This is a genomic window from Leucobacter sp. G161 (genome assembly GCF_001482305.1).
Lineage (GTDB): Bacteria > Actinomycetota > Actinomycetes > Actinomycetales > Microbacteriaceae > Leucobacter.
This window is the reverse complement of the sequence record NZ_LOHP01000068.1, coordinates 47,831-60,081: the sequence shown is the minus strand read 5'-3', so window position 1 is coordinate 60,081 and position 12,251 is coordinate 47,831. Positions and strand designations below refer to the sequence as shown.

At 65.9% G+C, this 12,251-nt stretch carries 13 protein-coding genes; 6 read left to right on the top strand and 7 right to left on the bottom strand.

The features are described 5' to 3' along the window. The 4 genes from AUL38_RS11785 to AUL38_RS11770 form a co-directional block, all read left to right on the top strand. Positions 1–498 (top strand): Calx-beta domain-containing protein (locus AUL38_RS11785; RefSeq protein WP_201023741.1); only part of this gene is annotated, 498 nt, incomplete at its 5' end. A gap of 296 nt (positions 499–794) precedes the next feature. Next, on the top strand, positions 795–2,252 hold the full coding sequence (locus AUL38_RS11780; protein WP_059062432.1) for an amino acid permease: 1,458 nt from the start codon (positions 795–797) through the stop codon (positions 2,250–2,252). Positions 2,253–2,256: 4 nt separating this feature from the next. Beyond that, positions 2,257–2,685, top strand: coding sequence for a hypothetical protein (locus AUL38_RS11775; RefSeq protein ID WP_059062430.1), 429 nt, complete (start codon positions 2,257–2,259; stop codon positions 2,683–2,685). Positions 2,686–2,838: 153 nt separating this feature from the next. After that, complete coding sequence (locus tag AUL38_RS11770) at positions 2,839–4,083, top strand: sugar MFS transporter (RefSeq protein ID WP_059062428.1); 1,245 nt, start codon at positions 2,839–2,841, stop codon at positions 4,081–4,083. Here the strand turns inward: AUL38_RS11770 and AUL38_RS11765 are convergent. Further along, positions 4,064–4,771 (bottom strand): TetR/AcrR family transcriptional regulator, encoded by a 708-nt coding sequence (locus AUL38_RS11765; protein ID WP_059062426.1) that lies wholly within the window; start codon positions 4,769–4,771, stop codon positions 4,064–4,066. The genes AUL38_RS11770 and AUL38_RS11765 overlap by 20 nt on opposite strands. Positions 4,772–4,800: 29 nt before the next feature. After that, the gene (locus tag AUL38_RS11760; RefSeq protein ID WP_083506835.1) at positions 4,801–6,015 is read right to left on the bottom strand and encodes a serine hydrolase; all 1,215 of its coding nucleotides are present in this window, start codon (positions 6,013–6,015) and stop codon (positions 4,801–4,803) included. Positions 6,016–6,125: 110 nt separating this feature from the next. On the opposite strand from AUL38_RS11760, the gene AUL38_RS11755 reads away from it, so the two are divergent. Beyond that, positions 6,126–6,587 (top strand): tRNA (cytidine(34)-2'-O)-methyltransferase, encoded by a 462-nt coding sequence (locus AUL38_RS11755; RefSeq protein WP_059062425.1) that lies wholly within the window; start codon positions 6,126–6,128, stop codon positions 6,585–6,587. Between the two features lie 36 nt (positions 6,588–6,623). Here the strand turns inward: AUL38_RS11755 and AUL38_RS11750 are convergent, their stop codons facing one another. From AUL38_RS11750 to AUL38_RS11730, 5 genes are all read right to left on the bottom strand, one after another. Next, positions 6,624–8,363: a copper resistance CopC/CopD family protein gene (locus tag AUL38_RS11750; RefSeq protein ID WP_083506834.1), complete on the bottom strand. Its 1,740-nt coding sequence runs from the start codon at positions 8,361–8,363 to the stop codon at positions 6,624–6,626. Next, entirely contained in the window at positions 8,360–9,103 is a 744-nt protein-coding gene (locus AUL38_RS11745) for a YcnI family protein (RefSeq protein ID WP_059062421.1), read from the bottom strand. Before AUL38_RS11745 ends, AUL38_RS11750 begins: the two co-directional genes overlap by 4 nt. 167 nt (positions 9,104–9,270) lie before the next feature. Beyond that, positions 9,271–9,909, bottom strand: a complete 639-nt coding sequence (locus AUL38_RS11740; RefSeq protein WP_153006571.1) for a hypothetical protein — start codon at positions 9,907–9,909, stop codon at positions 9,271–9,273. A 142-nt stretch (positions 9,910–10,051) separates the two neighbouring features. Beyond that, positions 10,052–10,825 (bottom strand): hypothetical protein, encoded by a 774-nt coding sequence (locus AUL38_RS11735; RefSeq protein WP_059062416.1) that lies wholly within the window; start codon positions 10,823–10,825, stop codon positions 10,052–10,054. A 103-nt stretch (positions 10,826–10,928) separates the two neighbouring features. Continuing rightward, positions 10,929–11,438 (bottom strand): RNA polymerase sigma factor, encoded by a 510-nt coding sequence (locus tag AUL38_RS11730; protein ID WP_083506833.1) that lies wholly within the window; start codon positions 11,436–11,438, stop codon positions 10,929–10,931. 119 nt (positions 11,439–11,557) lie between these two features. Between AUL38_RS11730 and AUL38_RS11725 the strand changes: the two genes are divergently transcribed. Further along, entirely contained in the window at positions 11,558–12,103 is a 546-nt protein-coding gene (locus AUL38_RS11725; RefSeq protein WP_059062414.1) for a GNAT family N-acetyltransferase, read from the top strand. The last annotated feature ends 148 nt before the right edge of the window (positions 12,104–12,251 follow it).

Sequence of the window (12,251 nt, the reverse complement as noted above, 5' to 3'; positions counted from 1 at the left end):
CGGGCTGATGCTGAGGTGGATCCGTGGACGGGTGAGGCGAGTGTGCGGGTTGCTACGGAGGATGGTTCCGCGGTTGCCGGAACACACTACGACCCGGTTGTTGAAACGCTCGTCTGGGCCGCTGGCGACAGTAAGCCGAAGACGGTGACAGTAGCGACGACGAAGGTCACGTCGGAGGAAGCTCAACGGTCGTTCCGTGTTCGGCTCTCCGAACCGAGCTCCTCCGCTGCTCTCGGGGAGCGCTCAACGGCGGAGGGCGTGATCACCTACGAGACAGACGAGGGCCCGGTCACCCCTGGCGAGGAAGGTGAGGGCGACGGAGGAACCAAGCCGAAGCCCAACACCGACGGCGGGGACAAGACCACGCCGAAGGGTGAGCCTGGTCTCGCCGAATCCGGCGCCACTACAGGCCTTTGGAGCTCCGCAATAGTAGCCGCCGCCCTTGCCCTGCTGGTGGGAGTGGGGCTCCTGGTGAAACGTGGGCGTCGAACGCTGTAGCTTTCGTCTGTGAAGGAACGGGGTTCGGGGGGAGGCAACTCTCCTCGAGCCCCGTTCTTTTCGTGTGCCCGCGATCGTGAGCGGTTGTCGTAATGATTCTTGTGGCAACGCTTTTCGTTGTCTTCGGCTTAATGAACACCGTTCTTCTCCGGCCGCCGGGGCCTCAGCAGAGGATTTAGAAGCAGAGATGTCTTTGCCCGACTGTCTTGACTTGTACTGTGCAGAAGCGCGCTGAGGTGCGGAACGTGCGCTGCGTAACCTGTGTGAATCCGCAGTGCAGCGACGATGGAGGATGCATGAGAGCCAATTACGATCGACCGGTTTCACCCGCGACATCAGTCGGTCAAGTGGTTGCCCCGGGTGGCAAGGGAGCCCCGAAGAAGCTCGCATCCCGTCACATTACGATGATTACCCTCGGCGGCATCATCGGCGCGAGCCTGTTCGTTGGCTCAGGCAACGTGATCCGAAGTGTCGGCCCCGCTGCGATCCTGTCCTATCTCATCGGCGGCGTGCTCGTCTTTCTCGCAATGCGCATGCTTGGCGAAATGGCCGCAGCGCGCCCGACAACGGGCTCGTTCATGGAGTACGCACGGGTGGGGCTCGGTGACTGGGCCGCATACATCGTCGGCTGGCTCTACTGGTATTTCTGGGTCGGAGTCATCGCGTTCGAGGCCGTCATTAGCGGATCGATTCTCCACAGCTGGATGCCAGGCGTCCCAGAGTGGGTCTTCTCAATCGCGATGATGCTCGTCTTTACCGTGACCAATCTCGTCTCGGTGCGCTCGTTTGGGGAGGTGGAGTTCTGGCTCGCGAGCATCAAGGTCGTCGCGATCGTGGTCTTCCTGGGCGTCGGCGTGCTCTTTGCGCTCGGGTTCTGGCCAGGTGCGTCGTTCTCGCTGCCGAATCTGTGGGAGCACGGCGGCTTCGCTCCGAACGGCGTCTGGCCGATCATTGCCGGTGTTGCGATTGTGATCTTCTCCTACTTCGGTACGGAGATTGCTGTGATGGCAGCAGCCGAGGCAGAGGACCCAGCGAAGGGAGTGCGGCAGGCGACGACCACCGTTATCTGGCGCATCCTGTTGTTCTTCGTCGGCGCGGTCTTCCTCATCGTCGTGATCGTCCCGTGGAACCAACTGCCTGATCCCCAGGTCGAAGGGCCCTTCGTGCACGTCTTCACGTTGTACGGCATCCCTGCGGCCGGAGCGATCATGAGCGCGGTGACGCTGACCGCGGTGTGCTCGGTGTTGAACTCCGGGCTCTACTCAGCGGCGCGCATGTTCGCAGCTCTCGCGGACAAGGGCTACGCGCCAGCAATCGTTGCCAAGCGATCGCGCAACGGCGTGCCGGTCGCGGCAGTGATCGCGTCGACCCTCGGAGGATATGCCGCGGTCATCGTGAACTTCGCTGCTCCCGAATCGGGCATCTTTGACTTCATCATGAACTCGGCCGGTCTCGTCGCGCTCTTCGTGTACGCGTTTATCGCCCTCACGCAGATCCGCATGCGCCAGCGAATGAGCAAGGAGGAGGTCGCGGGCCTCGAACTCAAGATGTGGCTGCACCCCTGGCTTGGGATCCTGGTCATCCTCGCAGTCATCGGCATTGTGGTCATCATGGTCGTGAGCGGTGAGGGCACGCGTACGCAGGTGTGGACGAGCCTTATCTCGGTCGCCGTGCGCGCGATCTTCTGGCCCGCGGTGCGAAAGCGACTTGCGCGCGTGCGTGCGAAGCGCGCGGCAGCGGAGCGGCGAGAATAGCGGCATGGGAAACATCTACACTTACTTTGTCGCGGAGAACGACGAGGCGGCAGCGGCTACTGCTGATGCGGGCCCGGTCGGTATGCCCTCGCTTGACGCAGTCGACGCGACGGTGCAGGCTGGCTCGCTGATGGCGCTGCTGACCGGCCGCCCGTACGAGGAGATTGTCGCGGCAAAGGGGTGGGCACGACTCGTCAGTGATGCAACGCACGAGCTCGCCTGGGTCGTATCGATGCCCGACGCGTTTGTCGATGCGCTTGCTGGCGCAGATAACGCGAAGCTCGCGGACGTCGTCGGGCCGTGGGCGCAGACCGAGGAGTTTTGGGGAGCAGCCGACCCGGCCGGGTTGCTTCCCTTGCTGTCGTCGTGGCGTGCGCTCGCTCAGGTTGCGAAAGACAGCGGGCAGCACCTGTTCTGCTGGATGGCGCTGTAGCGGGCTGAGTAGCGCCTGGCCCGGCTCGGGGCGGCGCGGATTCCGTGGGAAGAGCGTATCGCTTGGCGCTCGGGCGAGCGTATGAGACCATTGGTGTCACCAGTGGTTACATGGCGCGAGTATCGTGGTCATGGCGGGCAAAGGAGCACACCCATGGCGGCACGCGGAGCGAGGCGCACCCCTCGAAACAACGCAACGGCGAGCGGCCTCGGAGCTGCCGCCCTCATCGCGCTCGCATGTGGCACGACGCTCGGCAACGTCGGCGGCAACGTGATGCCATCCCTGCTCGCCGGGTTTGGTGAGCGATTTGCGCTCAGTGACACGAGTGCCGGATTTGTTGCGGCGGCGCAGTTGCTCGCGACGGCCGTCGTCACCCTCGCGCTCAGCGCACGGGCTTCACGCCCCGGGCGTGCACGCCTGGCGCGCTGGGGCCTCGTGGCAGCAACGATCGGGTTTGTGGTCGCCTGGCTCAGCCCGACCGTCGCGGTGCTCGTCGGGGCGAACGTCGTCGCAGGTGCCGGGCTCGGAGCGGTCTTTGCCGCGGGCACCGCGGCGCTGTCCTCGACACCCGACGTTGACCGTGCCACGTTTCGCACAGTCCTCGCAGCGACGCTCGCCACCGCGGGACTCATCATGCTGGTGTCGCTCGCTAACGGCATCGGTGGCGGCACCGCTGGATTTGCGGTGCTCGCGGCGTGCTGCGCAGCAGGGCTCTGGGGCGTTGCGGGGATGCCGGAGCGAGCCGCAGCGCAGACGGCAACCGTTGGGCCGCGGCCCCCAGCGCTCTTCTTGCTCGCCGTGCTCGCCTTCGGTGTCATCGAACAGGGCACCTGGTCGTATGCCGCGGTCTTCGGGATGCGCCATGCGGGACTCAGCGAGGGCACCGCATCGCTCGCACTGAGCGTCGCCGCCCTGGCGGCGCTGGCCGGGGTGCCGCTCGGCACCTTTACCGCGCAGCGCTTCGGGAGGGTTGCCGGCATCTTGGCGATCGGCGGCCTCGGTTTCGTTGCGAAGGCGCTCGTGATCATTGCGCCGACCGGCGCAGTGTTTGCTGTCGCCGCGAGCGTGTGGCAGATCTGCTATCTCGGGCTGCTCGTGCAGATTCTCGCACTCGCCGCTGGAACTGACCGCAGCGGCCGCTTGGTCGCGGCGACCGCGGGCGCTGTCGCCCTCGGCACGGGGATCGGGCCGGCCGTGATTGGGACGACGCTCGACCTCCTGGGCCCGGCAGGTGTGGTCGCGGCCGTCACCCTGCTCGGGATCGCAGCGCTCGTTCCGCAGGCCCGGCTTGCGGCGCGGATCCCGAGACCGGGACACGTCCCGGATGATGCTCGGGCACCTGGGGCGCCGGCTGTCGAAGGGGTCGCAGACGGCGCCGTTAGGGCCGTTCGGGAGTAGCCTGCCCCCGTGACCGTCTGAAGCGAATCCCGTCGAGGACGAGGCCGAGGGCCGAATCGAAGATCTCGTCGGCTGAGATGCTCGCGAGCTCCGGCGCAGCCGCGGCAAGGTGCGGAAAATCGGTTGCTGGTGCCAATAGATAGTCACGCTGGATCGCGAGCCTGTCGCCCTCGCGAGACTCCGCATCGAGAGTGAGCACCGAAGCCTCATACGCGCTGAGTGCGAGCGTCAAGTCGGTCACCGTGAGGTACAAGACGGCGGCCTCGCGGCCTGAGAAGCCTGCTCGTTCAAACGTCGCCAGCACGAGCTCGGCGCCGCGGAACTCCGCGGTGCTGCGCGATACGCGCGCGGCAACGAGCGAGGCGATCCCCGGATGGACGAGGTAGGCGCCGCGAACGCGGTGTGCGAGCTGTATGAAAGCCGCATCCCATTCGCCGGTCGGCTCAAAACCGTCGAGTGCCTCCTCGAGTACGCGCGCTGCGAGGGCGAGCACGATCTGATCCTTGCCATCAAAGTGGCGCAGCACGGCGGTGTGGTTCACGCCGAGTTCAGTGCCGAGCCTGCGCAGGGTCAGTGCGCCCGGGCCGTCGCGCTCGACGACGGCCGCCGCAGCGTCGAGGATGAGCGGTGCTGACAGTTGCACCCTGCGAGGGCGGTCCGGGCTGGCGGCTGCGCGGGGTGAGGGCATGTTCCGAGCCTACCGGGCGGAGAACCTGGTCACTCGCGTTCGGCGACAGCGCGCACAATCGCGTTGAGCGCGACATAGGTCTCGCGGTCGCGCGCGTCGTCGTCCGGGGTGTTCCACGCGCTGGTCTTCACGATGACCGTTTCGCTGTCCGGGTCGACCCACAGGAACTGGCCGTGCACACCGAGCCCGGTGAACCCGCGTTGCTCGCCGCCGAGCGTCCACCACTGGTTCGAATAGCCGTAGTGCGACGCCCCGCCTCCGTCGGTGAGCGAACCGACCTGCAGGTAGGAATGCTCAGAGCCGCGGCTCCGTTGCACCCACGCCTCTGGGACGAGCTGCGTGTCGCCGACGCGGCCGCCAGCAGCCATGATGATGCCCACACGCGCAAGGTCGCGGATCGTCGCATTCAGCGACCCTCCGCCAAGCGCCGTGCGTGGCTTACCGCGCGTGAGGAAGTAGAACGCGTCGGATTCCGCCCCCATCGGGTGCCAGAGCTGCTCGGTCGCGTACTCAGCGAGGCTGCGACCAGTCGCGGCCTCGAGGAGCCAACCGATGACGTGCGTGTCGATGGTGGAGTAGTTGAAGGCCGTCCCCGGCTCGCGCAGCTTCGGTGTGGAACGGATGACGTCGAGCACTGATCCACCCGTGCTGACCGCGGTCTCGAAGCGGCGGATCGGCGCGTCGGGCACCGTCCAGTCCTCGACCGCACCGACACCGCTCGCCATGTTCAGTAGGTTGACGAGCGTCACCCCGTCGTATCCCGAACCCACGAGTTGGGGGAGGTAGTCCGTCACTTGAGCCTCGAGCCCGCTGATCTCGCCGCGTTCGAGGGCGATGCCGATGAGCATTGAGGTGACCGACTTCGTGAGGGAGAAGAGCTGGAAGCGGGTTGTCGGCGAGGCGAAGCGGCCAGGATAGCTCTCGTGAATCACCTCGCCGCGGTGGGCAACGAGAAATGCCGTCGTGTTGGTGCGCTCGTGGAGTTCAGCGAGCGAGCGTGTCCGCCCGTCAAACTCGTAGCGGATTCCGGCGGCGCCGAGCGGTGTGCGAGCGGACGGGAGGGGCCGCGATAGCGCCGGCCGAGTGACAGTCTCGGTGGGGAGGACCCGATCCATGTGCGTGAACGTCCACTCATTGAGCGGGCGGCTGAACATGAGGTCTCCCTGATTGCGCCAGAGCCACGTGCCGCCGGCGACCGCTGCGCCCGTCGCTGCCGCGATCCCCAGTGCTGTTCCGATACGCATGTGTGCTCCCTCGCTCGCGGTGGGCTGTGGCCCGCTCTGCACTCATTCCTAACACAGATCCACCCCAATGTCACCAGTGGTGACATTGGGGTGGGGAGTACGATGCTCTAGTGACCCGCATCCTATTCTTCGAGCCCCGCATCGCCGGCAACACCGGTAACACGATCCGCCTCGCGGCCGGGACAGGCGCCGAGCTGCACATCGTGAATCCGCTCTTCGACTTCGAGGACTCGAAGCTGCGTCGTGCCGGACTCGATTACCACGACATGGCAGTCGTACACCTGCACGATTCGTTTGATGCGGCGATGGCCGTGCTGCGGCCGGCGCGCATCTTCGCCTTCACTGCCCACGCGACGCGCCCCTACACCGATGTGCGTTACGAAACCAGCGACGTGCTGCTGTTCGGACCAGAGCCCACGGGGCTACCCCCCGAGACCCTCGAGCATCCGGCCATCACGGACAGCCTGCGCATTCCGATGCTCCCCGGCCCTCGGTCGATGAACCTTGCCAACTGTGCTGCGATTGCCAGCTATGAGGCGTGGCGACAGCAGGGCTTCGCCGGGGCGCAGTAGACCGGCCGCTCAGCCTGTCCACTGCGCCCGTGATCGCTACTCGATGACGACCGGAATGACGGCAATCGGCTGCGCGTACGTATCGATCCGAGCAAGAACCTGGATCTGCCACTCACCCCGAACCGGTAACGAGAGCGTTGCTTCGTAGTCGCCCGTGCCCTCCAGTAACCGCGGTGAGGCAACGAGCGGCCCAAGTGCTTGCTCCGTGAGACGAGCCTCGACACGCACGTCGGCCACCGACACAGGCTTCCCGTCGTATTCGAGGTGAACTGTGACCGTGTTGGATCCCGGGAGGGCGGGCTCCAGCATGCCGGTTACAGTGAGGCCCTGCGACTCCGCCACCAGCTCTACGCCCTGTGGCGAGACCGGCTGAGCGGTCGTCCCCGCAGTGGGCATGTTCGGGCTGTGATTCGTGAGGAATCCAGTCACCGCAACGGCCGCAACGAGCACCCACGCCTCCCATACGAGGGTGCGGCGCAACCGACGCCACTGCTGCTCCTGCGATGGGAGTCGAACGATGCGTGGCAGGAACGCCAAACGGTTGCACGCAGCGAGTACAACCACGAGTGCGACGAGCCCCAGTTTGATCAGCAACAGTTGGCCGTATGCGGATGCGAACAGTGTCTCCCACGAGCCGACAACGAGGTAGCCCATGGCGACGCCGCTCACAGCTAGGAGGCCCACGCTGTAGAGCGCGAATCGCGAGAACCTCGTCACCACCGCTGCAGCCTCCACTGCGGGCACGCTCCCGGGTTCATCCGGACCCGCAGGTTGTGCGATCGCGAGGAACCGCAGCAGCCCGACCACGCCGCCAACCCAGAACGCGCCAGCGAGCAGATGCCCAGCGTCTGCGAACTGCATCAGCCACGTCGGTTGCACGGTTTGCGTGTGGCCGACCAGGACTGGCGATAGAAGGGCGATGGCCGCGCTACCGACGGCCAGAAGCCGGTTCAACTGGCTGCCGGCCCGCTGAGCAACAGCGAGCGCCACCAACCCGGCGAGCGTCACCGTGCCGGCTACGGCAAGAACCGGCCACGAGAGGCTCGGAAGCCACGCGCTCATCGGCAACAGTACGAGGTCGCCGCTGTCCGGGAGCAGCTGCACGAGCTCCTCGCCCGCGACCCGAGCTGCTGTAGCCGGCAGCAGCAGGAACGACGCGGAGATCGCGGCCACCAGGGCATATCCTGACATGCGACGATGGCGGTCACTGGGGGCGTCTGTTCTTCGTAACACGATGACGTCGAAGAACAGCCAGCCTGCGAAGACCAGTAACCCGAGGTACTGCGTGAAAGTGAGTAGCGACACGAGTGTCTCGGTGATGACCGGGTCGCCCTGCGCCAGCGGGGTGGCAGCGGGGCCGGAGGCCTGGCGCGACCCGAGCTGAAAAGTGATCGCACCGCCGACCGGGTGCCCATCTGCAGAGACCACCCGGTAGCTGAGAGCGTAAGACCCGTCGATGAGTCCCACAGGGAGCTCGACAACAACGGCCGTGTCCACGACGCGCGCATCGAGCTCCCGCGGGGTGCCGTCACCAGGGAACAAACGGGTCGCACCTTCAACGAGCTGCACTGGCTCGTTGAAGACCAGCTCGACTTCCGACGGTGCTGTGCTGAGCACAGCGCCGTCCTCCGGAGAAGAACTCAGAAGGTCCGCGTGAGCAAGCGCGGGGGAAGCCCCGCCAAGGGCCACAAACGTGCCAGTCACCGCTGCGAGGAGCCCGAGGAGGGCACCGCGGATGACCCGCGGCGCCCGTTCCCAAATGACGGCAACACTCACGCCGACTTACCGCCGCGGATGAGTGCGATGACGGCAGCGATCAGCCCGAGGCCGCCAAGCGCGAGCGAGGTGATCACGAGCGGCAGCTGGGTCGTGTCCGCCGCCGAGACCCCGTCCGATGCGCTGTTTTGCCCGTGGTCACCGTGGCCGTGATCGCTTGCAGCGACCACCGCAATCGCCGGAGCAGGCAGATCGAGTTCGTGCGGATCCTGTCCCGCAGCGGGCAGCTGGACCCAGGCGGACTCACCCGCTTCACATGTCTGCACGGTCGGGAAGAACAGCGTCTCACCAGCGGCGTCCTCTGGGAGTTGGAGCTGGAGCTCGAAAACGTCGCGCTGGTCGGCCGGCAGCGGCGTGGTCGCCGTGTATATGACCTCTGAGACACGCTCAGTGACCTCGTTGCCGTGGCCGTCAGTGAACGGGGCCTCGAGTTGCTCCATTCCCTTCTCCACGGTGTAGAACGCGTTGCGGGTTGGGGTGACTGCCGTGATTTCGGCGGGGATCTGGATTGCGACTCGCGTCGTCGGTGAGACGTCGCAGCCGTGGGGCACGCTGACGGAGAGCACGGTGTATGCCCCTGCCTCGGCGGTATCAGCGCTGATCGTGACGTGTGCGTTCGCCGCGGCTGCGCCAGCGAGGCTGAGCGTTGCGGCGCCAAGCAACGCCGCGCAACCGACGGCGACTCGCCGCCCCGTGCCGGTTGCGTGCGAACGCGTGTTGGTGTTGGTGTTTGTATTCATTGCGTCAGTTCTTTCGTCTTCGGTAGTAGCGGAGATGCAGGGTCGCTCGACACCGCAACGCGGCAGCACAGAGCACCGGAGCGATGCTCGCGGTTGGCCCGTGTGCACCGAATGCAACAGGGCATGCTTGCGCGTTCCTTTTGCCGGTACGTCCGGCAAGGAGAGCGCTATCGAGCGATGTGAAGACGCGCGGGCGGACCGCGCCTGCGCAACGTGGAAACCTGAAGCTGAGCAAGAACAGTCCAGCCGGCAGCGTCGCTCGACTGTGGTCGCCGCGTGGCGGGTAAAGCGGTGAGTCGCAGCACGGCGCAACGTGCGCCCCCGACCCAGATGACGAAGCTCTCGGCAACGTCGCGGATCTTGCCGATGGCTTCCTCGCCGCGGTACAGGAAGAGGATCGTGACAACAGCGCCGAGCACGTGTGAGATCCACATCGTCATATCACCGTGCACGAGGGTCGCCGTGCTGTCGAGTGCTGCGGGGAGTTCGAACGGAACGGCGCCATGGGTGTGCCCGGCGGTCATCGTCGGGCCAGTCGTGCCGCTGGGCAGTGGCGTACCAAGCACAAAGAGTGTGTGAAACAGGGCCTGGCTCGCGATCACCGAGACTGACAGCCGCAGCAGCGAGAGTGTGCGCCCTGCGAGCAAGATGCATACTGTGAGCGAGAGCACGAGCGGTGTGGCGATGCCGAGCAAGGCTGGCATGTCGCCGCCAGCGATGACGTGTGAGAACAGCGATGCGAAGGTCGCAATCATTGCCGCAGTCGTCCCTCGCACAAGGTGCGGGAGGCGCGACTGTGAGGACATGGGAGTTATTATCTCACCCACCCGAATGTGCTCTGCTGCGCAATTTGCTGCAGCAGAGCACATCGCTTTCCGAGCCCAGGCTCCCTGCCGTGTCCGAGCAGGAAGCCTGGCAGGCTAGGAAGCCTTGTCGGTCGATGCCTCGTCAACCACCGTCGAGCTGATGCGGATCGAACTCAGCACGGTCCCGGGTTCGATCCCGGCGAGCCACGTCGACATCGTCAAGAATGTAGCTGCGCAGCTCGGCGGCATTCGTGGGCGCCGCGCGCCGGAGCGGGTCGGTGCTGCTCCACGGTGGGACGCCGCCAGGCCAGATTTCAACGTCTGCTCCCGGGGCGCTGTTCGGGTCCGCGAGTGCCTCGTGCACCACATCGGCCGCGTCGCTGACGCCGTGGGGGTCGAGTACCTCGACGAGCGAACGCCCGCTGCGGGATACTGTCCAGTCGGCGGATCGGTCGCTGGGTATCTCCGTGATAAATGTTTCGGAGTCGCGGTATGTGATGGTCTCGCCCGGGGTGTCGACAGGGCCGCCAGGGATGCTCATCTCCGCGAGGGTTTCGTGTACCTCCTCGACGCGCAGGGCTCGGCTGTCGGCGAGCGCAGCGTCGACAGTGCGCAGTCGCTCTGCGGCCTCGGAGAGAATGACAGCAGCCTGGGCATCGGGTGAGCCGAATCCCGGACCGATGATCGCGATGCCGGCGCCGAGGGCCGCGGCCGCGGCTGCGGAGGCGAGCACGAACCTGGGCGAGCGCAGACGACGCCGGGGGCCCGCAGCTCGGGGAGGTGCGGTGGCGGTGCCGCGCGACGTCTGACGCGCAGCGATTGCGCGCTCGAGGGAAGCTTGTCCGCGGGCGAGCACCTCGTCAGTGGGTGTCGCGTCGCTACGGCGTATCTTGCGTAATACTTCGAGTTCGTCCATGATCTCTTTCCAATGGATGCGGGGCGGCGGTCTTCGTGACGCCGGCTTCGAGGTGGGTGCGTAGGGTTTTGCGAGCGCGGTGCAGTCGAGACCGCACGGTGCCCTAAGGGATGCCGAGTGCGTCGGCGATGCCTGCGGAGTCGAGCTCCGTCCAGGCGGTGAGTGCGAGAACGTCGCGATCCCTGCGGGGGAGCGCTGCGACGGCGCCCGCGATGCGCTTCGCGGCGGCCTCCGCGTCGAGGCGCGCGTCGATGTCTTGTGAGGTGCCAACTGGCCGGTCGCCAGCGGCGGCGTCAATTCTGTCGGTTGAGCCGGCTCGCGCCAGCATCTGCCAGGTCAACGCTTCGCTGCGCCGGTGCTTGCTGACGAGCCGGGTCGCGATCCCGAGCAGCCATGGCAGCGCGTTGGGCCGTGCGGTGTCGTAGCGGTCGAGTCGCTCGAGCGCGACGAGAAACGTGTCGCTGGTGAGATCCTCGGCGAGTTCCGCACCCAACCGGGCGGCGATGTACGCGAACACCGCGCGCGCTCGCCGCTGGTAGAGGATGGAAAAGTCTTTGGGCCGCGCCCGAGACCGAACAATGATGTCCGCGTCGCTCGGAGCGTGTGTGCTCATATCTAGTATTGCCCTGACGGTACCTGTCCGTTCACGCACCGCTCTCTTGCGAGTCTACGAGTACCGGAAACTGTGTCCACAGCGTGGAACGGGGACTGCGCGCTACGCTCGGAACAGCTATGACACATCACACATTCCCGCTCCGCACCGAGCGACTGTCCCTCCGCCCGCACGAAGCCGCAGACGCAGTCGCCCTGCAGCGCATCTACGCCATCCCAACAGTGGCGCGCTTTCTCCTCGACGACCCGTGGACTACGGCGACGGCAGCGGAGAACATCGCAGAGCGGATGCCCAAGAGCGACATTGACGGGCCGACCGGCGCGCTAATGCTGGTGATCGAGCGTGACGGTGTCGCGATCGGTGATGTGCAACTCTGGCTCACGGATGCAGAGCGACGGGTCGCTGAGATCGGCTGGGTACTCGACCCGGCGTGCGGCGGACAGGGGCTCGCAACGGAAGCCGTGCGTGCGGTGCTCGAACTGGCGTTCGCCCATTACTCCCTCCACCGCGTCACCGCGCAGATGGACGCACGGAACCTCGCGTCGGCGAAGCTCGCCGGCGCGGTTGGCATGCGTCGAGAAGCGCATTTTCGTGAGGACTGGTGGAGCAAGGGTGAATGGACTGACACGCTGGTGTTCGGTGTGCTCGCGAGCGATCAGAGCTAGTCAGTAGCTCGCGGATCCGCATGTGGCGGGTGATGTTTGGTGTACTCGTTTTGCAAGTTCGGCATGCCGAACTCTATAGTTATGTACAACGAAGGGGCTCGCTGTGTGTATCGCGACGTTCCGCCCCTCCCCATCGAGCAGACGGAGT